The following is a 22,316-nucleotide window of genomic DNA, read 5'->3' as shown; positions in this document are numbered from 1 at the left end:
TCATTTCTCATTCTTGTCGAAGGTCTTGGCCAGGCCGGCCCAGCAGCTATCGTAATCGCTCTGCAGCTGCGGGCTTTCCAGTGCCTGGCGTGTGGGGCGAAGCACCTGGCCGGTCTCGAACATGAAGGCCATGGTGTTCTCGATCTTGTGCGGTTTGAGTTCGGCGTTGATCGCCTGTTCAGTTGAAACCTGATCAGGGCCATGCGCGCTCATGCAGTTATGCAGCGATGCGCCGCCGGGCGAGAAGCCGTCGGCCTTGGCATCGTAGGCGCCATCGATCAGGCCCATGAATTCGTTCATCAGGTTGCGGTGAAACCACGGCGGACGGAAGGTGTTTTCCGCCACCATCCAGCGCGGCGGGAAGATTACGAAGTCGATATTGGCCATGCCGTGGATGGCGCTCGGCGAGGTCAGCACCGTGAAGATTGATGGATCAGGGTGGTCGAAGCTGACCGTGCCGATGGTGTTGAAACGGCGCAGGTCGTATTTGTAGGGCACGTTGTTGCCGTGCCAGGCGACCACGTCCAGCGGCGAGTGATCGAGCTCAGTCATCCAGAGCTCGCCGAGGAATTTCTGCACCAGCTGCACCGGCTCGTCGCGCTCCTCGAAGTGGGCGACCGGCGCAAGAAAGTCACGCGGGTTGGCCAGGCCATTGCTGCCGATAGGCCCGAGGTCCGGCAGGCGCAGCGCGCAGCCGTGGTTCTCGCAAACGTAGCCACGCGCCGTCGCTTCGAGCAACTCGACACGAAAGCGCATGCCCCGCGGAATCACTGCGATCTCCAACGGCGCAACATTCAGCACGCCCAGCTCGGTGACGAGCTTCAGCGCGCCCTGCTGCGGCACGATCAGCAGCTCGCCGTCCGCATTGAAGAAGACCCGCTCCATCGACACGTTCGCCGCGTAACGATAAATGCTCGCCCCCGCCGGCTGGCCGGGTTCGGCGTTGGCCGTTATGCACATCAGGCCATCGAGGAAATCGGTCGCCGTCTCGGGGAAAGGTTCAGGGCTCCAACGCAGCCGATTAGGCGTGACTGGCCCCAGCTCACTGCCGATTTGCCGGTCCAGATGCTGGAACTGACCGTGATTGGCCGAAGGACGGATGCGGTATAGCCAGGTCCGCCGCGCTTCACTGCGCGGCACGGTGAATGCGGTGCCGGAGAACAGTTCGGTATAGAGCCCGTACGGCACTTTCTGCGGTGAGTTCTGACCGACCGGCAGCGCACCGGGCAGCGCCTCGCTGCTGAATTCATTGCCGAAGCCGGACAGGTATCGAGAGGTTTCTTGTTGTGGTTGCATAGCCGTCTCTCTTTTTAGCGTAATGCGTTTACGCAAAAAGTAATTTGAAGTCGACAAGGCGTCAAGCTATAAACAGCGCCTTCTCCAGGCTGGCAATGAAAGGACAGTCACATTCATGGCAGACAGCAACGCGGACACGGCGCCCCGCCGACAGAAAGTGCAGGCCGCCGAGGTGGGCACGGACATCCTCACTGCACTGGCCGAACTGGCCCCGGCGACGTCGCTGTCGCGCCTGGCTGAACACGTCGGCATGCCCGCCAGCAAGGTCCATCGTTACCTGCAGGCCTTGATGGCCAGCGGCTTCGCCGAGCAAGACCCGCTGACCAATCACTACGGGCTGGGTCGCGCCGCCCTATTCGTCGGTCTGGCGGCGCTGGGTCGGCTGGACGTCGTGAAGCTGGCCACCCCGCATCTGGCGCAGCTGCGCGACGAACTCAACGAAACCTGCTTTCTCGCCGTATGGGGCAACCGCGGCCCGGCCGTCGTGCATGTCGAGCAGGCGGTGCGGGCCGTCACGCTGGTGACACAGGTCGGCTCGGTGCTGCCACTACTGGGATCGTCCACCGGCTTGGTGTTCAACGCCTTCATGCCAAACGCGGAAACTGCCGAGCTGCGCGAAGAGGAACTGCAACGGCCGTCGGCGCCCTCCTCCGCAGCGCTGGCCGCGACCATGAAAGAACTGCAGCGCACCCACATTCAACACGTGCACGGCCTGCTGATGGCGGGCGTCAATGCACTCTCTGCGCCGATATTCAGTGGCAATCAGCAATTGGCGGGCGTCATCACGATCGTCGGCGCCGAGCCCGGTTTCATGGCCGATGCGGATGGCGAAGCCGCGCAGCAGTTGCTGAAGGTGGCACGTGCGATCAGTGAGCGGATGGGGGCTTCCTTTCAATGAGGGTGTCTGGCTGCAGATAAGCCCTTCAGGGCATTGGATGCTCGGCCAAGGCTCGGCGAAAGGCTTGTGCGACCGGACCGAGCGGCTCGTCCAGACGGTGCGCCAGGTAGGCCTCATATGCCACTTGGCTGTTTCGTCCGAGATCCGAAATACCCAGGCGTACCAGTTGGCCCGCGTCGAGATCGTCCTGCACCTGCCATGCCGGCAACCGGCCCCAGCCGAGGCCTGCGCGGATGAGCGCGAACTTCACGCCCTGCGTGTTTACCCGGCAGGTATACGGCGAGAGGACGCCGAACGCTCGGCCTCCCGACAATGGCGACGGGTCGGCTAGGACGATTTGCTGATGGTCGGCGAGATCCGGTAATCCTAGCAGCGCTCCGCCAGCCGATTTGGTGGCGAGCGGATGATCGCGATGCACCACGGCAATCTGCGCCACCGAGCCGATCGCTTCCAGAGCGATCCTCGGGTTGCGGAAATCCTCCCCCACAATGACGGCGAGCGTGCAGCGCTTCTCATCCAGTGCTGCAAGCGGCCCGCCTAGCGGTAAGGACTCCAGGCTGAAGGTGATTGCAGGATAGTCCTCACGCACCCTGGTCACCGCCGCCGCCACCGTAGCGATTGGGAACAGGGTGTCGACCACCAGCGACAATTCGGATTCGACCCCCTCACCCAGCGAGCGGGCACGTGCCCGCATGGCATCCGCTCTGAGAAGGAGGTCGCGAGCATTGGCTAGCAACGCTTTTCCTTCAGGAGTCAGTACGGGCCGATAGCCGGTGCGGTCGAACAGTTGCAGACCCAGCTCGCCCTCCAGATTGGCAATCGCATGGCTGACTGCCGACTGCACGCGCAGCAAACGCGCGGCGCCAGAACGAAAGCTGCCACTGTCGACCACAGTAACGAAGGTGCGAATCTGATCCAGCGTTAACCCGTTCAGCATGATCTTCTCCGTAGATCAAGACGTTCGGTTTTTTATCACTCTTGCAGAGCATTGGGAATGGATAGGCTAATCCCCTAGTCCACAACGCTAGCGGGTGACCGACATGACGAAAGTACTGGTGCTCTATTACTCCTCCTATGGCCATATCGAAACGCTCGCCCAGGCGGTCGCCGAAGGTGCTCGTCAGGCGGGCGCATCGGCGGTAATCAAACGCGTCCCTGAGCTGGTGCCCGAACATGTCACTGAACGGGCCGGCTACAAGCTGAACCAACCCGCCGACGTAGCTACCGTGTCGGAGCTGCCGGGTTACGACGCCATCGTGATCGGCACGCCCACGCGCTTCGGCAACATGGCATCGCAGATGAAGAACTTTCTCGATCAATGCGGCGGGTTGTGGTTCGAGGACAAACTGGTCGGCAAAGCGGGTGGCGCGTTCACTTCGACAGGGAGCCAGCATGGAGGCCAGGAAAGCACGCTCCTGGCGACGCACACAGTGCTGCTCCATCTGGGCATGGTCGTGGTTGGGCTGCCTTACAGCTTCAAAGGGCAACTGCGGATGGACGCGATTACCGGAGGCACGCCATACGGTGCTTCGACACTCGCTGACGACGGCAACGGTGGCAACCGCCAACCGAGCGACAACGAGCTGGACGGCGCTCGTTTCCAGGGGTGGCATGTCGCCCGAGTTGCAGCGGCGCTCGCGGCGTCCCCCATCGGAGTGCCGCAGTGAACGCCGAGGCCTCCACCAGGGCAATCGTCTGGGTGATTCTGGGTTGTGGCGTCGTGGCGGCCTTGCATGTAGGCAAGGCCGCCATCGCGGCGCCAATGCTTCAGGTGGATCTGCAGTTGAACCTCGGCGAGGTCGGCTGGCTTACCGGGATATTCGCTGTGCTGGGACTGCTTGGCGGCGTGCCGGCCGGTGCCTTGGTGACGGCCGCCGGTGATCGAAGAATGTTGCTGCTGGGGCTGGGGGTGATGACCCTCGCAGGCGCGGCTGGTGCGATCGCACCTTCGTATCCCATTCTCTTGGCCTCCCGGCTTTTGGAGGGGCTCGGTTTTCTTCTGATCACGGTGGCCGGGCCGGCGCTCTTGCAGCGTCTCACGACCGGTTCGCAGCGCGATATGGCGTTTTCGCTTTGGAGCTGCTTCATGCCATGCGGGCTGGCCATTGCGATGCTGACCGGGCCGCTATTCCATACATGGCAGTCGTTCTGGTGGTCGAGCGCGGGCCTCGCAGCGGCTGTCGCACTTGTGGTGGTTTTTTGCGTACCGCGCGGCGCAACGCCTGGTGGCCAGCGTCTGCGACGCATGGTTGAAGATATTCGCCGCTTGCTGTCCTCCAGCGGAACGTCCTTGCTGGCACTCTGTTTTGCGCTCTACAGCCTAATGTTCTTCGCATTGTTCAGCTTTTTGCCGGTCTTGCTGATGGAGCGCATGGGCGTCTCTCACCACAGCGCCGGGCTGTTGGCCGCACTGGCAAGCGCCATCAACGCCAGCGGTAACCTTGCGGCCGGTTATCTAATGGCGCGTGGGGTCGGCCGCGCTTCACTCATCGTCTGTGCGAGCAGCGTCATGGGGGTGGCCGGGCTCGGCATATTTCTCGACCTCTTCCCGGCATTACCGACGTTCGTGTTGTGCATCTTTTTTTCCGCAGTGGGCGGGCTGATCCCCGCGACGTTGCTGGCTTCCGCACCACTGCTTTCCCCTAACGCGGCGCTCGTGCCGATCGCCGTCGGCTTGATCATGCAAGGAAGCAATCTCGGGCAACTGCTTGGCCCGGTGGCCGTGGGGAGCGTAACCGCAGCATTCGGCTGGGGCGCGGCCGGTGCGGTAGTGGTCGTTTCGGCGATAGCGGCTTGTGCAATCGGGTGCGTTCTGCGTACGTCTTTCCAACGCAGCGAGTCATTTAGACGAAGGCTGCCGAATCACGATAGCTGAGGCGCGTCAGGGCTCGCTTCGTCACTCAACCGATTTCGACTGATGTTCGATCACGCTGATCTGGCCGTCGACCTCCAGCACGGCGTAACGCACCTCGGCGATATCTTCGATGCCGTGCTTGCGCAGATTTGCCGAGACTTCCTGCTCGGTCAGCTTTTCCTTGCGCAGATTGTTCTGTAGCAGCTGCCCGTTGTGAATCAGCAGAGTCGGCGAATCCTGAGTCACCTGCCGCAGGCGCGGGAAATAGAACTCGGCGAGATTGAAGATGTAGTCCCAGACGACGATCACCAAACCCATCAATAGCAGATCACCCAGCGACATGGCATCCCCACGGATGCCGTCGGCCGCCAGGCTGCCGATGATCACCAGCGCGATCATGTCGTTGGGTGACAGGCTGCCCGAATGGCGTTTGGGCGCCAGACGCAACACTATGGCCAACAGCAGGTAAACCGCCGAGCCGCGCAAGGCGATTTCCCAGAGCGAGGTCTCAATGCCGAGATCTTCAAACATGTCAGGTTCCTGAGCGGGCCGATGTACCCATCAGACCCGACGAGACGGCCAACCTCGCCCGCACCGCCAGCCCATTTATCTGAAACCGCTATGCTCGTCATCGGAACGACAACGTTCGGCCCAAAAATGGCAGTGACAAACCGGAGACGTCATGAAAGAACTCAGACAACGCGCCATCGAAGGCCTTGCAGTAGGTGACGAGTTCGTCGTGACCCGCACATTCACAACGGATGAAATTCTGCAGTTCGCGCACCTGTCGCGGGACTACAATCCGGTCCATCTCGACGAACCTTATGCACAACTACGCAACTTCAAGGCACCGGTTTCCCACGGTTTACTGACCGCCAGCCTGCTGACCGAGATCGGCGGACAGATCGGCTGGCTGGCCTCCGGCATGACGTTCCGCTTCAAGCGGCCGGTCTATGCCGACGAAGCTCTCTCCTGCCGCTGGATCATCACTGACATCGACGAACGCGGCCGTGCCAGGGCACAGGTCACCACCACCAATCCCGATGGCGTAGTCGTCCTCGAAGCTGAAACCACCGGCGTCATACCGGGCAACGAGGAACGGGCGCGCCTCGCTGCGATGGTTGCCGAGGGCGACCCAACCAATGGCGTGATCGATCACTGAAGCCCCCCGCGTCGGGCCCGTGATATTTGTCCAAACCGCTCATCGAGGTTGATGGCTTTTGCCATTGTTGCGGGGCCGAGGCGGAGCCAATATCCAAGGACCAATAACAAGAAACCCAGGAGCCAGACATGCGCGACTACGCCACTGCGGCCAGCGAGTTCGATTACGACCAAACGGTCGCGGCGATTCTTTCTGGTGATCTCTCGGCCATGAATGCCTGTGTCGAGTGCTGCGACCGCCACGCAGACTCGGACAAGGTCGCCCTCGTCTGGGAAGGCCGCGACGGCCAGCGCGCCACATGGACCTTCGCGCAACTCAAGGAAGCCGCCGCGCGCTTCGCCAATCTGCTGGACAGCCACGGCATCAAGCCGGGCGACACCGTCGCAGGTCTGCTGCCGCGCACGCCGGAATTGCTGATCACCATTCTTGGTACCTGGCGCGTCGGCGCTATCTACCAGCCGCTATTCACTGCCTTCGGCCCCAAAGCGGTCGAACATCGGATCAAGGAATCCGGCGCGAAAATGGTGGTCACCGACGCGGCCAACAGCGAGAAGCTGGACGCCATCGAAGCGGCGCCGCGCCGGCTTGTCGTGGGCGACGGCGCCGATGATTTCTGGACGCAGGTGAATCACCAGTCGACTGAGTTCGAGCCGGTGCTTCTGGGCGGCGAAGCACCCTTTCTCGCGATGTTCACCTCCGGCACCACGGGGCCTGCGAAGCAACTGCATGTACCGCTGAAGGCCATCGTGGCATTCGTTACCTACATGCGGGACGCGGTCGACCTCCGGCCCGAAGATAACTTCTGGAACATCGCCGATCCAGGCTGGGCGTACGGCCTTTATTACGCCGTCACGGGCCCGCTCGCCATGGGGCACAGCACGCTGTTCTACGAAGGCGGCTTCACCGTCGACAGCACGTGCCGCGTCGTCAGCGAATACGGCATCACCAACATGGCCGGCTCCCCTACCGCATTCCGCTTGCTGCTGGCGGCTCGCAACGAGGTGGAAGCGCAGATCAAGGGCCGTCTGCGTGCCGTGAGCAGTGCCGGCGAACCGCTCACTCCGGAGGTCATCCGCTGGTTCAGCACCGGCCTCGGTTGCACCATCCACGACCACTACGGCCAGACCGAACTCGGCATGGTGTTGTGCAACCACCATGCATTGAGTCACCCGGTCAGCATCGGAACGGCGGGTTACGCCATGCCCGGACACCGCGTCGTGGTGCTGGACGAACAGCAGCGCGAGTTGGAGCCAGGCACGCCCGGCATGCTGGCGCTGGACCGTCGCCGCTCGCCGTTGCTCTGGTTCTCAGGTTATGTAGGCACCAAGACCAAGGCCTTCGTGGGCGATTACTACCTGAGCGGCGACACCGTTGAATTGAATGCCGACGGCAGCATCAGCTTCGTGGGCCGCGCCGATGACGTGATCACCACATCCGGCTATCGCGTCGGCCCCTTCGATGTGGAAAGCGCGCTGGTCGAGCATTCGACGGTGATCGAGGCGGCGGTTATCGGCAAACCCGATCCGGAGCGCACCGAACTGGTGAAGGCGTTCGTGGTGCTGCATGCCGGCCATGAGGGCGACGCCGCGCTGGCCGAACAGCTGCAGCAACATGTACGTCAGCGTCTGTCCGCCCACGCCTACCCGCGCGAGATCGAGTTCGTCAGCGAGCTGCCTAAAACCCCGAGCGGCAAGATCCAGCGATTCCTGTTGCGTGATCGGGAAAAGACCACACAGCCATCGCCAACGGTAACCAGCTGAAGCCGAGGTCGGGGAGCAGACGCTGGCCATCGTGGCGTGACGGGTTGCGCGCAAGCTGCTAAATGCTCCCCCTTCCAGCACCTCAGCTGTCTGGCAATAGGCTTCTCACTCGCCCCGTAGGCGCACAGCCCGGCATGGCCGCATCGGGCGAGCATTACTTGTAGTAAGGAACATGCATGAACGTTTCGACCGAAGATCGCTACCTGCCGACCGAGCACGGCGAGGTGTTCACCCGCCATTGGCGTACAAGCCACTCGCGCAAGACGCCCATCGTCCTGCTGCACGACTCGCTCGGTTGCGTCGAACTGTGGCGCGACTTTCCCGAGCGGCTCGCGGCGGCCACCGCACGCGATGTCATCGCCTACGATCGCTTGGGCTTCGGCCGTTCCGCACCGCATCCGGGCGGCTGGTCGAACCGCTTCATTCGCGACGAGGCCGAGCTTTTTTTCCCACCGGTAAGGCAGGCGCTGGACATTGAGCACTTCATCCTCTTCGGCCACAGCGTCGGCGGCGCCATGGCGGCCAGCATCGCGGCGCGCTACCCGCACCAATGCCGCGCCTTGATCACCGAGTCGGCCCAAGCCTTCGTCGAAGCGCGGACGCTGGAGGGCATTCGGCAAGCCCAGGCGGCCTTCGCCGAACCCGGCCAGATGGAACGGCTGAGCAAATATCATGGCGACAAGGCCGCATGGGTGCTCTCGGCCTGGATCGACACCTGGCTGTCCGAGACCTACGCCGACTGGACACTGGAAGAAACCGCGCCGAGCATCGCCTGCCCGCTGCTGGCCATTCATGGTCTCGAAGACGAATACGGCTCCGAAACGCACCCACAACGCATCGTCGAGTTAGGGCGCGCCCCCGTGCAGAAATTGCTGCTCGATAATTGCCATCACGTCCCGCACCGCGAGCAGCCGGAGGTTGTCGTTGAGGCGGTTGTGCGGTTTCTTCAAGCTGCGTGGCAGCCTGCGAGTGCTGCCTCTGCAAGCGCACCGGGTTGTATTTAGGTTAGGTTGATTCGGATTTGCGAACGAAAAAAGGCCCGCCAATGGCGGGCCAAGAGCACGCAGCAGTAATTCGTTCAGCGGGAGCAATAGAACCGCAGCTACAGGATCGAGAACGGAAAGTTGAATATCAGGCGATTCTCGTCGAGGTCTCGGGCGTTAATCTCGGAGCGAAAGTTTGAGTTACGCCACTTTATGTTGAGGTTTTTCGCCGGGCCGCTCTGGATGGTGTAAGCCAGCTCGGTATCGCGGCCCCACTCCTCGCCGTCTTCGGTATTGGCTGTTCTGATGTTGTCGCCGCTGATGTAGCGATTCATCAGGGTCAGGCCAGGGATGCCCAATGCGGCGAAGTTGTAGTCGTGACGCAGCTGCCAGGAACGCTCGCCGGCATTGTCGTAGCTGTTGTTGAAGCTGTCGTTGGCCACCGAGCCGCCGTTAGTGCCGTTGACGCGCATCCATGCGTCGCCACTGACCTTCTGCAAGCCGACGTAGAAGGTGCTGCCGGCAGCCTTCAGGCCGAACAGGCCGGAGTAGGTCTTGTTGTCCAGCTCGCCGGCACGGGCGCTGCCATCTTCGTCACCCTGGAAATAGCCGAGGTTGGCGGTCAGAGCGAAGCCTGCGCCCAGCGGCTGGGTGTGCAGCAGCTGTACGTACTGCTGCTCGTAGACATCCTTCAACTCAGCAGTCCACAGGCCCACGGTGGTGCGTTTGTCATTGAAGGCGTATTCGCCACCGATGTAGTTGAAGCGGTCTGAGACGCCACCGCCAAAGCTCATGTCTTCCATGCTCGCGTCGTCGCGCACGCTGTTCTGGCGGAACTGGCCGGCAGAGAGCATCAGCCCATCGAACTCGCGCGAAGTGATCATGCCGCCCTGAAAGGTCTGCGGCAGCGAGCGACCATCGTCCGAACGCAGAATCGGCAGTACCGGCATCATTTCGCCAACTCTCAGTTCGGTATTCGAGATCTTGGCCTTGGCAGCTACACCCAAGCGACCATAGTCGTCGACCGGGCGTCCGTTGCTATCGCGCGGCAACAGGGCCGTACCGGTAGTCCCACGGCCGCCGTCGAGCTTGACCGCTAGACCGGCAATCAGGTCGACGCCAAAGCCGACCGGGCCGGGGGTGTAACCGGATTGGGCATTTAGAAAGAAGCTCTGGGTCCATTCCTCAGCCTTGCTGCGAGTGATTGAGTCGTCGCGAAACTCACGACCGATGTAGAAGTTGCGCGCGTTCACGGTGATCTTGGTGTCTTCGACGAATCCCTCGGCACCGGCAGTCAGCGGGACAAAAGCGGCGATGGTCGCGGCGAGCAAGGTGGGTGCGAGGATGCGGCTTGCTTGGGTGATGTGGTGTTTCATTGTTGTTGTTTTCCTTTTTCAAGGTTGAGGGCTCCCCGCCGCCGTTGCGGATGCCAAATGCGAGGGGGAGTAGTGCTGCCGCACAGGCGGCAAACAGGTCTGCGGTAGCGGTCAGTCAGCCACAGCACTAATCAAGGCTTGGTGTTGTTCGATTCCCACCGCTAGCCGGAATCAAGCAACCATCGCGTTCAAGCCAACGCCGTCTTATTGAGCCAAGAGCAACAATCCTGAGACGAAGGCAAACAGGAGTACGAAGCGGCGCAAACGGGCATCGTCGAGAACACTCCGTGCCCAGTGGCTAGCCGCCAAGCCCACCGCCAGCGGCGGTAACAACCACAACAGGGGCGGAAACTGCTCGACATGCAGATGGTTTCCTGCCGCGAGCACGACCAGGGAAATCACTTCACCTATCAGGAAGCAGAGGGCTACGGACCCGCGGAGGGTAGCCACCGGCGAATGTTGGTAAACCAATGCCAGTGGGGGGCCACCAATACCTGTGGCCGTCTCGGTGATACCCGTTATGAGCCCGGTGGAAACGAACGCGCAACGACCCGGTACGAAGACCGGTGCCATCCAAGTGGCAAGACAAGCCGTAATGGTCGACAAGCCGATCAGCACATTGAGCTGGGACAACGGTAGCCAGAAGAGCACCCATATCCCGCCGAACGTACCGAACACTCGGCCCAAGGTAATCCACGAACTGCCTCGCAGATCGATAGCGTGACGCTCACGCCACGCAACGATGGCGTTGAGCGGCAGCATCAAGGCCAACAAGGTGATGGGCAGCAATGTTGGCTCTAACAGCCCCATCACCGGCGCTACGATCAAGGCAAATCCCATACCTGTTGTGCCCTGAACGAGAGCACCCACGGCGACGGCGACTGCGATGAAGAAAAACGATTCGATCGGCATGGCTGGATCCGTACACGTTAATGATGGAAGGGATCACCGATTCAAAGGGCTGGGATTGACCTTGTGAATGGGCGCTCGAGCGATGACGTCTTTGGCCAACGCATCGACCTGAGACATGAGCGCCTGCGCGTCCCAGTCCGTTGGCCACCCCTGCCACAACCGCAACTGCCCTTGCACGACCACCGCTTGGATCTGGTCCCGGTTGACGAGGCGAACCAGCTCCCACGATAGGTCCCATGAAGGCAGCAATTCTGGAACAGCAAGATCGACCAGCAGGAAGTCCGCTGATAGACCCGTTGCGATGCGCCCGGTCACTTCACCGAGACCAAGTACCTTGGCGCCGCCTTGCGTGCCTGCATCCAGCCAGACTTGACCAGAGCCGCAAACCGAGTCCCCGACAGCGAGGCCATGGGCGAAGCGCTGCGCTGCTTCGGCGTAATCGAGCAAGCGGAATCCATCGCTGCGTGTTCCGTCTGTGCCAAGCCCTAACGGCACGCCCAGGCTGTGCATCATCAGGGCCTGAGCGACGGCGTTGCCCTTCCATGCGCTAGCGACAGGGTTGTAGCTTACGGCCGCGCCGCTATTCCTCAGCAAGGACAGCTCCGAAGGCGTCAGCAGCGTGGCATGAGCCAACAAAGCCTGCGGGCCTAAAGCGCCGGCTTTGTACAGGTGTTCCAACGGACGCAGACCAAAGCGCTCGAGGGACCGCTCCACTGCAACCAAGTGCTCATTGACATGGCTTTGAAACACGCGTCCAGCTTCGGCGCATAACCCATACACATTCTTCAACATGGCATCCGTAGCAATTTCTGGGATCGGGACTGCCAGCGATGGAATGATTAGCGGGTCGTTGTCCCATGCAGATAGATGCCGCTCGGCATCGGCAAGAACGGGAGCGGAATCGAGGACGTCCTCGCCGCGACGGTCGCTGCAAGCTCTTGCCAGAACGCAACGGATGCCCGTTTCCTTCGCAGCCTTTGCGATGGCTTCCAACCCTTCCTGCGCGCGTGTTCCCGCATCGCAAACCGTTGTAAAGCCTCCGCGCAGAGCCTCAAGGGCAGCCAGTTTTGACGTGAGGTAGAGCAGCTCAGCGTTCAGGCTGCCTTCCAGCGGCACCCAGATGCGCTTGAAGATTTCGGAAGGCTCCCCGAACACAAGTCCTTTGCCGAAGCTCTGGCTCAAGTGGTGATGCGTATCGACAAACCCAGGCATCAGCAACTGACGCTCCAGGCGTAGTACCGGTAAACCCGGATAACGACCCTGCAGCAATGCCAGGGGACCTACATCGGTAAAACATCCATCAGTCACCAATACGGCGTGGCCTTGGCGGGGGCCCTCAGGCAGCAATAGCCACTCCGGCGCGAGCAATTGTTCGGGAGCCATTAATTGCTCCTGGTTCGGTAGATGTTCTTTCGCCGGGTTCATATCAATCCTTAAGAATCATTAGTTGCGTGTTGCCAGTGAAGTGCTTGTCACGAATAGCGCGGTTGTCATCCAAGTTCTGAGCGAGCGGGCCTACAGCCTAAGCTTCAGGCGCTGCTAGCTCGGATGTGGAGGCAGGCGGGACTATTCCGAGACGGAAGCCTTATTAGGTTCGGCGGGGGCCATCGCTACATCTGCCTCGGCTGTTTTAGCTAGAGAGGAGCTGCCGCCCATGTGGTGGAAAAGGATGTTCACGAGCACGGCCGTCAAGGTTCCCATGGCCAAGCCATTGCCCAGGACAACCTGGAAGTGGGAGGGAAACGCGCTGTAGAAGCCAGGCACAACAATCGGTATCAGGCCCATGGCCAAAGCTGATGCAAGCGTGAACAAGTTGCCGTTGGTGTTGAAATCAACCTTGCGCAGGATGTTGATCCCCATCACCCCAATGATGGCGAAGACGATTACGGCAGTGCCGGCAACTACTGCGTTCGGAACTGCGTAGGCCAGCCTGGCGAGCGGGACGAAAAGCGCCATCACCGTGAGCATGCAGCCCGCCACGACCGTGACATAGCGGGAGCGAGCACCTGTTGCGCGGATGATTCCGATGTTTTCGCCACTGGTAATGATCAGTGAGGTGCCGAAACAGCCGCCGAATACCGACCCCAACGCGTCGGCGCGGATGTTCTTCGGTACGATCGAGCGATGGTCTCCATGTCGGCCGACGATCTCAGCGGTGGCCATGGTCTGACCGGTCGCTTCGGTCATCGAAACCACGCTAAAGATGATCAACGGAAGCGAAGCGAAAAGATCGAACTTAGGCATGCCGAACGGAAACGGCTCGGGAAACGCGAACATGGCCCCGGTCATCACGTTTTCAACCGTCATACTTCCCGTCGCTACTGCAACCGCGGCGCCTGCGAGCAAACCGAGCATGACCGCAATGCGCTGCCACATCCCTTTAAATACTCGCGCAAAGAGCACGGTGAATCCGATTGTCGCCAGCGCTAAGGCAATACTCGTCATGTTGGCAAAGTCGGGCGAGCCCGGCCGGCCGGTGATCAGGCCGCCGAAGATGCGGATCAGATTCACGGCTACCAGCAACAGCATGGTGCCTATGACGATAGGCGGGAAGAACCTCAGCGCCCTGGTGAAAAATGGCAACGCCAGAAAATAGAACAAGCCAGTCATGATGACGGCACCAGCGGCGGTTTGTAGGTCAGTGGCTTGGGCAATACCTAGAAAAATCACCAGAGGTGCACCGCCGGGCACCTGTACGAAGGGAAGCCGGGCTCCGAAGCCAGCCACACCGGTGGATTGGAGGATGGTTCCCAGTCCACAGGCCAAGAAGATGGCGCTCATCAGACTGATGGTTACATCATCAGAAAGCCCCAACGTGTGACCAATCAGAAAGGCCGCTGTGATTGGCGCCGCTGCCATAACCAAAACGTGTTGCAGCCCGAAGATGATGAGGGTTCGTAAAGGAAGCCTCTCATCAACTGGATCTAAGCTTTTTTCGAAAGGCGTCTGGGTCGTACTCATAGCAGCTGTCCTTTTATTTTTGTGTTCGGTAGCTCACTGGGAGCGGCATAGCCGCCCTATGAGCGAACCCTAGTAGCCTCGACTGTTCTGGTCTATAACAATATTTCGGCTGCTTCGTTGCCAATTCGGCAACGGTTACGAAAGGTCAGAACAATGAATTTATTGATGTCGGGACTTCGCTATTTCGAAGAGGTGGCGCGTCAGGGATCGCTACGAAAGGCCGAGGAGCGGCTGCATGTGGCAGCTTCGGCCATCAACCGCCAAATTCTGAAATTGGAGGATGAGCTTGGTGTGCCATTGTTTGAACGACTCCCGCGTGGCCTGAGACTCTCACCGGCTGGCGAGCTGTTACTTCAACAAGTACGGCAATGGCAGCGAGATGAACGGCGACTTCTGGAGCAACTTGGGGAGATCAAGGGTGCCGGGTGTGCTGAAGTCAGGATCGCTACAGTGGAGTCGCTGACTGACCAGCTATTGCCCGACATCCTGTTCAAGTTTCATGAACGCTTCCCGCGTGTGCGCTCGATACTGGCCACCGGAATGACAGAAACCATTCTGGAACAGGTGCTGATAGGCGATGCCGACATTGGCATTTGTATCAACCCACCAGTAACCCGCAGGGTCCGGTTTATCGAACAGGTCGGGTTAGAGTTCGGTGCGGTCATGGCGCCCACCCATCCGTTGGCTCAAAAGCAGACTGTGTGGCTACGCGACTTCAGTTCTTATCCCACCATCCTGCCGGGAACCGAGATGTTCCACGGCTCGACGCTCGAACATGTGTTGACGCGTTCAGATGTCGACCTTACCTCTTTATCCGCATGCAACCGGATCCTGAGCATCAAGTCTCTGGTTCGGTCAGGGCTGGGTGTGGCGTTTCTCAATCGGCTGGATATCGCTCGCGAGCTCGCTCGGGAAGAACTGGTGTTCAAACCACTCGCCGATGGCCATATTGCGAAGGCTCAGCTGACATTGTGCTGCCATGCCGAGCGCGAAATGCCGCTGGCCGTGACAGTACTGATAGAGCAGCTGCGAGAAGCGATGCTTTCTATCGAACCCGCCGCCGTTGAGGGTCGTATAAATCAAACTTGATGCTTCGGTAGAAGAAGCACTGCAGGAATGGGCCAGCGCAACGCAATATTCTGTTCATGCCTGCAAGGCACGTAGCGACGCGATTTAGTCGCGTCCAGGCAGAAGCGTTTTTTACCCAGCCCCGGCCAGAAACAGCCATTGGCGGCCTTGCATGCCAAGTCTCGGCAACAGCATTAACCACCCAAGCAGCGGCTGCATTCCGGCATACACTTCTCCAACCGCCCTCTCCTCGTCAGGCTCTGAAGAGACGCTCTTACATATGCAATTCGAAACCTGGCTTGTCTTTCTAGCGACATCGGTAGGCCTGTCGTTGTCGCCGGGGCCCAATGGTCTGCTCGCCCTTACTCATGGCGCCATGCATGGCAGCCGCAAAACTTGCTTTACCATCCTCGGTGGCGCGCTGGGCTTCGTGCTGATCATCGCGCTGTGCATGTTTGGCATTGGGGCCTTGATTCAGTCCTCTATCCATTGGCTGACGGCTTTGAAATGGGTCGGTGGACTTTATCTTGTCTGGCTCGGTATCCAGGTTTGGCGTTCGCCCGCAATCTCTGTCTCCCTCGGCGCATATGCCGAGGCGAAAGGCTGGTTACTGTTTCGTCAGGGCCTGCTCTCTGCCGCAACCAATCCCAAGGTCTTACTCTTCTTCAGCGCTTTTCTACCCCAATTCATCGATCCCCAGCGCAGCATGGTGCAACAGTTTGCCGTGGTAGCCGCGACCTTCGCGGCTACCGAGATCATCACCGAGTTCGCGCTGGCGAGCGGGGCGCACAGGGTCCGGCCATTGCTGACCCGTGTTGGGCGGCGCTTTAACCAGGCCTGCGGGGGAGTCTTCGTCGTGATCGGTGCTGCCCTGCCCCTCCGCATGTGAGGACGGCCCACCGGTTCCAGTCGGGCAGGCTCATCAACCAACGCGGCAATAAATCTCGCAGTCGTTTAGCAGAATTTGCACAAGCACCAAATACTGATCATTCGCGACGTGCACGAACGAGCGGCGCATCATCGGTGCCGACGGGGACTCTTCGCATAATTCCGAACCTTTGACTCAGAGGAGAAGCAGCATGGTCCGACTCACTGGCGGTTGCCTTTGCGGGAATGTCCGAATTGTGGCGTCGGGACGCCCGTACCGGGTCGGCCTTTGCCACTGTCTCGATTGCCGCAAGCACCACGGTGCCCTCTTCTATGCTGCTGCGGTGTTCCCTCAGGATGCGGTGACGATCGAGGGCGAAACACACGACTACGCCGGGCGGTTTTTCTGCCCTCGCTGCGGCTCGTCCGTTTTCTCGCGCACCGCGGACGAAATCGAAGTGAACCTGGGATCCCTGGATGCCCCTGACCAGCTGATGCCCACCTACGAGAGCTGGACGGTCCGTCGCGAGTCCTGGTTGCCGCTGTTTCCGCTCACCAGACGGTATGAGCACGACCGTGACGCCACTGGTCGCTTTGAGGACTAGGTGGCGAGGAAGCGCCTCCGACAACACCCCACCGTCACTTCGGAGACCAACCTTGCGATAGCCATCAAGGAGTCGCTACATCGTGGCCCCGGTCGCTGATGTGAAAAAAATGCCCATCACGTAACCGCGGGCACAACCACCGGCGCACGCTTGCATTGGTCAGCCCTTTTGCCAAGTTCCCAGCCCAGATACCCCCACAGTAGCGCACAGAGCGCGCCGATCAACGCTACCAGGCCCATGCCCTGACCGAGCATGTCCAATGCGCTCTTCGCCCAACCACTGATGGCGTCGCCGGCGCGATAGATGACGGTGTCGATGACGTTCTTTGCCTTGTACTTGCTCTCGGCGTCGAGCGGCGCGAATAGCATTTCCCGCCCCGGACGAACGAAGGCGTACTCACCGATGCGGCGCACGATCATCAGCGCCGCGAGCAAGCCAAAGCTGGGCGCGAGCGCGAGCCCGATGAAACCTGCGCAGACGAGCAGCGGTACCAGCGCCAGCAGCACGCCCACCCCTAACCGCTGGGCGACACGTCCGGTGATGAACAACTGGGACAGCAGTGCGCCTGCCTGCACCACCAGATCAATGGTGCCGAATACGCGGACCTGTGCCTCGCGGTTCGGAAAGTGCTCAGCCACCAGACGCGCCTGCTCAAAGTAGAGAAAAGTAGTGACAGTGGCCAACAGCACCACGAAGCCTGCAATGCCGAGCAGATAGGGCGATTTCATTACCGCGGTCAGCCCGCTGAACGGGTTTCCGCGCAAGGGCCGGCGCGTGCTTTCGGTAGGTACCGCACCGCGGCGGCCAGCACCACCCTCCTCCCTCCAGCGCATCAGTACACGCTTGAGCGCCATGGCAATGCCAAGCAGTACAGCCGCCAGCAGCATCAGCCCGGACTCGCCCAACGGCCCGATCAGCAAAGCGCTGAGAGCCGGACCAGTCAGCCCGCCGACACTGGCGCCGGCGGCAATGAAGGCAAACAGACGCTTGGCCTGATCACCGTCGAATACGTCAGCCATCAGGCTCCAGGCCACCGACACCACGAACAGGTTGTAAACCGATATCCACACGTAAAAGACGCGAGCCATCCACGGACTGTCGCTCTGCATTTGGAACAGCACCGCGAAGACCAACAGGTTCACGCAGAAGAAGCCGTATACCCAGTCGATGAAGTGCAACCGTGGCACGCGAGAGCTGAGCCAGGCGAACAGCGGCACGGCCCCCAGCATGACGAAGAAGGTGGCGGTGAACAGCCATTGCAGATTCTCCACCCCGGCCGAGATGCCCATGGACTCGCGAATCGGGCGCAGCATGAAGTAACCCGCGAAAAGACAGACGAACAGCAGGAAGCCATGTAGCGCAGGGCGCAGTTCGTGATTTTCGGCATTGAGAATGACGCTAAAACGGTGCATCAAAGAGGACGCGTTCATGGGCGCTCCTGAAGGATCGGTGGTTGCGGGCATGGAACATCGCCGTACCCGCGGCGTTCAGGGATAGATCACACCGGTGAGTCGCTCCGACACCTGCCACAGCTCAACCGCATCGGAGTCGGCTGCCGCCTGGGGCATCCGGGCGAAGCCCAGCGGTCCGCGCTTCTCGTCCTCGCCAGTAGGCCCGTAATAACCGCCACCGAACGCGTCAGGGGCTGTAGCGGCATACAACGTCGACAAGGCGCCCTGCGCGGCGGAGTGGTATTCGTCGCGGTCTTGCGCCCATTGCTTGCCGAATTCGCTGTTCAACCCGGGGCCACGTGCGATCAGCTCGGTGACGGCGACGCCCGGGTGCGCGGCAATACTCCGGATGCCCCAGCCGGCGGCATCGCTGCGCCGCTGTAACTCAAGAGCCCACGTGAGCACGGCCAGCTTGGACTGCGCGTAGGTGGCGTAAGGGTTGTATTCCCGTTCGGCCTGTAGATCCGCGAAGTTCAGGCGGCCACGCGCGCTGGCGATGCTCGACAGGCTGACCACTCGCGGGTCCTCGCTTTCGCGCAGCATGGGTAACAGCAAGCCAGTAAGGGCGAAATGCCCGAGATAGTTGGTCGCCAGCTGCAGCTCATAGCCGTCAGCGGACGTGCCGCGAGTCGGCGGAGCCATGATGGCGGCGTTGTTGATCAGCAAGAGCCGCGCCTGCAAGCGGCTCGCCAGGCTGCGTACGGACTCCAGATCGGCCAGATCCACGACTTCGAACTGCACGCGGGCATCGGGTACTGCTTGCTGGATGCTCGTGATCGCTTCCTGGCCACGCTCGGGGTTGCGCGCGGCAATGATCACTTCGGCGCCAGCGCGTGAAAGCGCCAGCGCATCTTCATAGCCCATGCCGCTGGTACCGCCCGTGATCAGAACGATGCGGCCCTGCTGGCTGGGGATGTCGCTGGCCGACCAGTCGGGCTTTGGCGCGGTACGGTTCGTGGCCTCTGCGGCAAGAGTCCCTGCCAGCGCGACGCCTGCGATCAACGCGCGGGCCATCTGCAAAACGCGGCAAGACCTGCTCGCCGTGTTCGTCGAATGGAAGGTGGGTAGGTTCCACATGGCTAAATCCTCTTCTCGTCTTTTGAATGTCCGGTGCGTCCGGACGAGAGGGATTATTGGTGTACGGATATCCGAGGATAAGCCGGATATTCATGGATGCCCCGTACGGTCTGGCGTACAGTTCGCCCACAGTGAGGAGCTGCCATGCGCCAACCCAACCTGACCGATGTCGCGCTGTTCGCCGCCGTGGTGGACGCCGGAGGATTTCGCGCTGCGGCACAGAAGCGCGGCCTCTCGGCCTCATCGCTGAGCGACTGCATGCGCCGCCTGGAAAGTGACGTAGGCCTGCGCCTGCTGAACCGCACCACACGCAGCGTCACCCCGACCGCTGCGGGCGAGCGGCTGCTTGAGCGCCTGCGTCCGGCACTGCAGCAAATCGACGCCGCTTTCAATGACCTGGACGACGAGGCACATCGCCCCGTCGGAACGTTGAAGTTGAACGTGCCGGTGCCGGTGGCGCGCTTCCTGTTACCGGACCTGCTGGCACGCTTCCTCAAGCTCTACCCCGGCGTCAGCGTCGAGGTAGTGATGGATAACACCTTCATCGACGTGAACGCTGGTGGGTATGACGCTGGGGTGCGTTATGAGGAAAGCCTGGCCAAGGACACCATCGCCGTGCCGATCGGGCCGCGCCGACAACGCTTCGTCGCCGCCGCGGCCCCCGCCTATCTGGCGGCACACGGCACGCCCCGTCATCCCGAGGAGCTGGAAGGCCACGAGCTGCTGGGCCATCGCTTCGAAAGCGGAAAGGTGGGTGTATTCGAGTTCGAGAAAGACGGCCGCATCCTGCGCATTCCACCACGCGGGCAACTGCTGACCTCATCGCATGATCTGAAGACCCGCTCGGCCATCAATGGCCTTGGCGTCATCTACACCTTCGAGGATTTCCTGCGCGAGCCGCTCGCCGATGGACGCCTGGTGCCCATACTCGAGGATTGGTGGCAGCACTTCGACGGCCCCTACCTCTACTACCATGGGCGCCGCCATATGCCCTTGCCGCTCCGGGCCTTCGTCGACTTCATCAAGGCGGAGGCGCTCGAAAGCGCACCCGCCGCGCCCAGGCCGTTGTAGCGGCTCGATTCGAGCCGATTAAAAGCGAACGGCAGCCGAAGCCGGCTGCCGTCAATGCGATCACTCGGCGGTGCTGAGCACACCGCGCTGGATCTGATCACGCTCGATGGATTCGAACAGCGCCTTGAAGTTGCCCTCGCCGAAGCCGCTGTCGCCCTTGCGCTGAATGAATTCGAAGAACACCGGACCCAGCACTGTGCCGGAGAATATCTGCAGCAACAGACGCTGCTCGCCGTTCTCGGACGCACCGTCAAGCAAGATGCCGCGCGACTTCAGCTCATCGACCGGTTCGCCATGGTTCGGCAGCCGCCCTTCGAGCATTTCGTAATAGGTCTCCGGCGGTGCGGTCATGAACACCGTGCCGCTTGCTTTCAGCTTGTCCCATGTCTGGATCAGGTCATCGGTGAGGAAGGCCACGTGCTGGATGCCTTCACCGTTGAATTGCATGAGGAACTCTTCGATCTGCCCCGCGCCTTTCGACGATTCTTCGTTGAGCGGGATGCGGATCATGCCGTCCGGCGCCGTCATGGCCTTGGAGGTCAGGCCGGTGTACTCGCCCTTGATGTCGAAGTAGCGGATCTCGCGGAAGTTGAACAGCTTCTCGTAGAAGTCCGCCCAGTAGGCCATGCGGCCGCGATACACGTTATGGGTCAGGTGATCGATGATCTTCAGGCCGGCACCGACCGGATGACGATCGACGCCCTCCAGGAACACGAAGTCGATGTCGTAGATCGAGCTGCCTTCACCGAAGCGGTCGATCAGATACAGCGGCGCGCCGCCGATACCCTTGATCGCCGGCAGGCGCAGCTCCATCGGCCCGGTAGGCAATTCGATGGCCTGAGCGCCCAGTTCCAGCGCGCGGGTATACGCCTTTTGTGCATCCTTCACGCGGAACGCCATGCCACACACCGATGGGCCATGCTCGGCGGCGAAATACGCAGGCAAGCCCTTGGACTCGCGATTAACGATGGCGTTGATTTCGCCCTGTCGATACAGCGCTACATCCTTCGAGCGATGGTTAGCGACATGGGAGAAGCCCATGCTTTCCAGCACCGGCTCGATGACGTTCGGAGTGGGCGAGGCGAATTCGATAAACTCGAAGCCCATGAGGCCCATGGGATTTTCAAATAGGTCGGCCATGATTGGCTCCTTGACTGGCTGTGCATTGATTAGGAATGACGTAAGGGAACGTCAGCCCGGCGGCGCACAGGAGATCCCGCGAACGCTACGCCCGAGGTGGTCGCCCAAGGTCAGTCGAAAGCCAAGAATTTTCATGTCAGCGGCGTGTCTGGTTGAACATCTGGATGCGCCTGCTGGAAGGCCGAATGCGCCAGCGCCAGGCGCTCGACGCGAAGAATGCGGGGCAGTGCGCTCAAGTCGACATTGAAACGTCGCGCCGCATAGAGCTGCGGCAGCAGATACACATCGGCCATACCGGGCTCGCCGAAGCAGTAGCCTTCATCGCCGATCAGAGCTTCGACCGCCTTGAGGCCCTCGCCTACCCAGTGGCCGATCCAGGCCAGCACCTCGTCTTCACCAACCTGCAGCCCGCGCAGGCGATTGAGCACCGCGACGTTGTGCAGCGGATGGATATCGCAACCAATCAGCGCAGCCACCGCACGATGCCGTGCACGCGCCATGATGTCTTGGGGCAGCAGTGCCGGTTCTGGATAGCGCTCTTCCAGATATTCGAGGATCGCTGGCGACTGAATCACCCGCTCGCCCTCGTCGGTGCGGAGCATCGGCACCCTGCCCTGGGGATTCAGCGCGAGATAGGCCGGCTGGCGATGCTCGCCACCGTCACGGATCAGGTTGACCGGCACCGCGCGGTAATCCAGGCCCTTCAGCGCAAGCGCAATGCGCACCCGGTAGGACGACGTAGAGCGGTAGTAGGTGTGTAGTTCCATTTCGAGGCCACGCTGTTTGCAAGGTCGCGCTTCATTTTCAGAGCGCATTATTGTTTTTGCGTAATCAA

At 60.9% G+C, this 22,316-nt stretch carries 21 protein-coding genes; 10 read left to right on the top strand and 11 right to left on the bottom strand.

What is annotated here, in order from left to right; translation table 11 throughout:
- Positions 1–1,296 carry a homogentisate 1,2-dioxygenase gene (gene hmgA, locus V6943_RS17405; RefSeq protein ID WP_340554863.1) on the bottom strand — a complete coding sequence of 432 codons (1,296 nt, stop codon included), beginning with the start codon at positions 1,294–1,296 and terminating at the stop codon, positions 1–3.
- A 115-nt stretch (positions 1,297–1,411) separates the two neighbouring features.
- Here hmgA and V6943_RS17400 point away from each other — a divergent pair, with 115 nt between their 5' ends.
- Positions 1,412–2,194 (top strand): IclR family transcriptional regulator, encoded by a 783-nt coding sequence (locus V6943_RS17400; RefSeq protein ID WP_181104211.1) that lies wholly within the window; start codon positions 1,412–1,414, stop codon positions 2,192–2,194.
- Positions 2,195–2,219: 25 nt separating this feature from the next.
- Here the strand turns inward: V6943_RS17400 and V6943_RS17395 are convergent, their stop codons facing one another.
- Entirely contained in the window at positions 2,220–3,131 is a 912-nt protein-coding gene (locus V6943_RS17395; protein ID WP_340554862.1) for a LysR family transcriptional regulator, read from the bottom strand.
- A gap of 103 nt (positions 3,132–3,234) precedes the next feature.
- On the opposite strand from V6943_RS17395, the gene wrbA reads away from it, so the two are divergent.
- Positions 3,235–3,861, top strand: a complete 627-nt coding sequence (wrbA, locus tag V6943_RS17390) for an NAD(P)H:quinone oxidoreductase (RefSeq protein WP_340554861.1) — start codon at positions 3,235–3,237, stop codon at positions 3,859–3,861.
- A complete protein-coding gene (locus V6943_RS17385) occupies positions 3,858–5,069 on the top strand; it encodes an MFS transporter (RefSeq protein WP_340554860.1) in 1,212 nt (403 codons plus the stop codon). The genes wrbA and V6943_RS17385 overlap by 4 nt, the downstream gene beginning before the upstream one ends.
- Positions 5,070–5,090: 21 nt before the next feature.
- Here V6943_RS17385 and V6943_RS17380 read toward each other — a convergent pair whose 3' ends face one another.
- A complete protein-coding gene (locus tag V6943_RS17380) occupies positions 5,091–5,579 on the bottom strand; it encodes a DUF421 domain-containing protein (protein ID WP_181104221.1) in 489 nt (162 codons plus the stop codon).
- A 151-nt stretch (positions 5,580–5,730) separates the two neighbouring features.
- On the opposite strand from V6943_RS17380, the gene V6943_RS17375 reads away from it, so the two are divergent.
- The 3 genes from V6943_RS17375 to V6943_RS17365 all read left to right on the top strand — a co-directional run bounded on the left by V6943_RS17375 (position 5,731) and on the right by V6943_RS17365 (position 8,974).
- Positions 5,731–6,210 (top strand): MaoC family dehydratase, encoded by a 480-nt coding sequence (locus tag V6943_RS17375; RefSeq protein WP_131651589.1) that lies wholly within the window; start codon positions 5,731–5,733, stop codon positions 6,208–6,210.
- A gap of 128 nt (positions 6,211–6,338) precedes the next feature.
- Positions 6,339–7,970 (top strand): acyl-CoA synthetase, encoded by a 1,632-nt coding sequence (locus V6943_RS17370; RefSeq protein WP_340554859.1) that lies wholly within the window; start codon positions 6,339–6,341, stop codon positions 7,968–7,970.
- A 176-nt stretch (positions 7,971–8,146) separates the two neighbouring features.
- The gene (locus V6943_RS17365; RefSeq protein ID WP_131651591.1) at positions 8,147–8,974 is read left to right on the top strand and encodes an alpha/beta fold hydrolase; all 828 of its coding nucleotides are present in this window, start codon (positions 8,147–8,149) and stop codon (positions 8,972–8,974) included.
- Positions 8,975–9,072: 98 nt separating this feature from the next.
- Here the strand turns inward: V6943_RS17365 and V6943_RS17360 are convergent, their stop codons facing one another.
- The 4 genes from V6943_RS17360 to V6943_RS17345 all read right to left on the bottom strand — a co-directional run bounded on the left by V6943_RS17360 (position 9,073) and on the right by V6943_RS17345 (position 14,202).
- The gene (locus V6943_RS17360; protein WP_340554858.1) at positions 9,073–10,329 is read right to left on the bottom strand and encodes an OprD family porin; all 1,257 of its coding nucleotides are present in this window, start codon (positions 10,327–10,329) and stop codon (positions 9,073–9,075) included.
- 204 nt (positions 10,330–10,533) lie between these two features.
- Positions 10,534–11,241 (bottom strand): sulfite exporter TauE/SafE family protein, encoded by a 708-nt coding sequence (locus V6943_RS17355; protein ID WP_340554857.1) that lies wholly within the window; start codon positions 11,239–11,241, stop codon positions 10,534–10,536.
- A gap of 33 nt (positions 11,242–11,274) precedes the next feature.
- Positions 11,275–12,624 carry an amidohydrolase family protein gene (locus tag V6943_RS17350; protein ID WP_131651594.1) on the bottom strand — a complete coding sequence of 450 codons (1,350 nt, stop codon included), beginning with the start codon at positions 12,622–12,624 and terminating at the stop codon, positions 11,275–11,277.
- A gap of 183 nt (positions 12,625–12,807) precedes the next feature.
- Entirely contained in the window at positions 12,808–14,202 is a 1,395-nt protein-coding gene (locus tag V6943_RS17345) for a uracil-xanthine permease family protein (RefSeq protein ID WP_340554856.1), read from the bottom strand.
- 153 nt (positions 14,203–14,355) lie between these two features.
- On the opposite strand from V6943_RS17345, the gene V6943_RS17340 reads away from it, so the two are divergent.
- The 3 genes from V6943_RS17340 to V6943_RS17330 all read left to right on the top strand — a co-directional run bounded on the left by V6943_RS17340 (position 14,356) and on the right by V6943_RS17330 (position 16,742).
- Entirely contained in the window at positions 14,356–15,291 is a 936-nt protein-coding gene (locus V6943_RS17340; RefSeq protein ID WP_165914265.1) for a LysR family transcriptional regulator, read from the top strand.
- Between the two features lie 259 nt (positions 15,292–15,550).
- Positions 15,551–16,159, top strand: a complete 609-nt coding sequence (locus V6943_RS17335) for a LysE family translocator (protein ID WP_340554855.1) — start codon at positions 15,551–15,553, stop codon at positions 16,157–16,159.
- A gap of 190 nt (positions 16,160–16,349) precedes the next feature.
- A complete protein-coding gene (locus V6943_RS17330; protein WP_340554854.1) occupies positions 16,350–16,742 on the top strand; it encodes a GFA family protein in 393 nt (130 codons plus the stop codon).
- Between the two features lie 116 nt (positions 16,743–16,858).
- On the opposite strand, the gene V6943_RS17325 is transcribed toward V6943_RS17330, so the two are convergent.
- Positions 16,859–18,172 carry an NTP/NDP exchange transporter gene (locus V6943_RS17325; protein WP_340554853.1) on the bottom strand — a complete coding sequence of 438 codons (1,314 nt, stop codon included), beginning with the start codon at positions 18,170–18,172 and terminating at the stop codon, positions 16,859–16,861.
- 57 nt (positions 18,173–18,229) lie between these two features.
- Complete coding sequence (locus V6943_RS17320; protein WP_340554852.1) at positions 18,230–19,270, bottom strand: SDR family oxidoreductase; 1,041 nt, start codon at positions 19,268–19,270, stop codon at positions 18,230–18,232.
- 144 nt (positions 19,271–19,414) lie between these two features.
- Here V6943_RS17320 and V6943_RS17315 point away from each other — a divergent pair, with 144 nt between their 5' ends.
- On the top strand, positions 19,415–20,341 hold the full coding sequence (locus V6943_RS17315) for a LysR family transcriptional regulator (protein WP_131651601.1): 927 nt from the start codon (positions 19,415–19,417) through the stop codon (positions 20,339–20,341).
- Positions 20,342–20,401: 60 nt separating this feature from the next.
- Here V6943_RS17315 and hppD read toward each other — a convergent pair whose 3' ends face one another.
- Positions 20,402–21,481, bottom strand: a complete 1,080-nt coding sequence (hppD, locus tag V6943_RS17310; RefSeq protein ID WP_181104248.1) for a 4-hydroxyphenylpyruvate dioxygenase — start codon at positions 21,479–21,481, stop codon at positions 20,402–20,404.
- 131 nt (positions 21,482–21,612) lie between these two features.
- The gene (gene maiA, locus V6943_RS17305) at positions 21,613–22,248 is read right to left on the bottom strand and encodes a maleylacetoacetate isomerase (RefSeq protein WP_181104251.1); all 636 of its coding nucleotides are present in this window, start codon (positions 22,246–22,248) and stop codon (positions 21,613–21,615) included.
- Positions 22,249–22,316: the final 68 nt, after the last annotated feature.

It is taken from the genome of Pseudomonas sp. CBC3 (assembly GCF_037967085.1).
In the GTDB taxonomy this organism is placed as follows: Bacteria; Pseudomonadota; Gammaproteobacteria; order Pseudomonadales; family Pseudomonadaceae; genus Stutzerimonas.
This window is presented reverse-complemented; position numbering and strand designations above follow the sequence as displayed.

Coding starts and splice junctions, on each gene's coding strand:
- V6943_RS17400 (WP_181104211.1), top strand. CDS start 1,412: ATGGCAGACAGCAACGCGGACACGGCGCCCCGCCGACAGAAAGTGCAG.
- V6943_RS17340 (WP_165914265.1), top strand. CDS start 14,356: ATGAATTTATTGATGTCGGGACTTCGCTATTTCGAAGAGGTGGCGCGT.
- V6943_RS17350 (WP_131651594.1), bottom strand. CDS start 12,624: ATGGCTCCCGAACAATTGCTCGCGCCGGAGTGGCTATTGCTGCCTGAG.
- V6943_RS17325 (WP_340554853.1), bottom strand. CDS start 18,172: ATGAACGCGTCCTCTTTGATGCACCGTTTTAGCGTCATTCTCAATGCC.
- V6943_RS17330 (WP_340554854.1), top strand. CDS start 16,350: ATGGTCCGACTCACTGGCGGTTGCCTTTGCGGGAATGTCCGAATTGTG.
- V6943_RS17360 (WP_340554858.1), bottom strand. CDS start 10,329: ATGAAACACCACATCACCCAAGCAAGCCGCATCCTCGCACCCACCTTG.
- V6943_RS17395 (WP_340554862.1), bottom strand. CDS start 3,131: ATGCTGAACGGGTTAACGCTGGATCAGATTCGCACCTTCGTTACTGTG.
- hmgA (WP_340554863.1), bottom strand. CDS start 1,296: ATGCAACCACAACAAGAAACCTCTCGATACCTGTCCGGCTTCGGCAAT.
- V6943_RS17375 (WP_131651589.1), top strand. CDS start 5,731: ATGAAAGAACTCAGACAACGCGCCATCGAAGGCCTTGCAGTAGGTGAC.
- V6943_RS17345 (WP_340554856.1), bottom strand. CDS start 14,202: ATGAGTACGACCCAGACGCCTTTCGAAAAAAGCTTAGATCCAGTTGAT.
- maiA (WP_181104251.1), bottom strand. CDS start 22,248: ATGGAACTACACACCTACTACCGCTCTACGTCGTCCTACCGGGTGCGC.
- V6943_RS17335 (WP_340554855.1), top strand. CDS start 15,551: ATGCAATTCGAAACCTGGCTTGTCTTTCTAGCGACATCGGTAGGCCTG.
- V6943_RS17370 (WP_340554859.1), top strand. CDS start 6,339: ATGCGCGACTACGCCACTGCGGCCAGCGAGTTCGATTACGACCAAACG.
- V6943_RS17355 (WP_340554857.1), bottom strand. CDS start 11,241: ATGCCGATCGAATCGTTTTTCTTCATCGCAGTCGCCGTCGCCGTGGGT.
- wrbA (WP_340554861.1), top strand. CDS start 3,235: ATGACGAAAGTACTGGTGCTCTATTACTCCTCCTATGGCCATATCGAA.
- V6943_RS17315 (WP_131651601.1), top strand. CDS start 19,415: ATGCGCCAACCCAACCTGACCGATGTCGCGCTGTTCGCCGCCGTGGTG.
- hppD (WP_181104248.1), bottom strand. CDS start 21,481: ATGGCCGACCTATTTGAAAATCCCATGGGCCTCATGGGCTTCGAGTTT.
- V6943_RS17365 (WP_131651591.1), top strand. CDS start 8,147: ATGAACGTTTCGACCGAAGATCGCTACCTGCCGACCGAGCACGGCGAG.
- V6943_RS17320 (WP_340554852.1), bottom strand. CDS start 19,270: ATGTGGAACCTACCCACCTTCCATTCGACGAACACGGCGAGCAGGTCT.
- V6943_RS17380 (WP_181104221.1), bottom strand. CDS start 5,579: ATGTTTGAAGATCTCGGCATTGAGACCTCGCTCTGGGAAATCGCCTTG.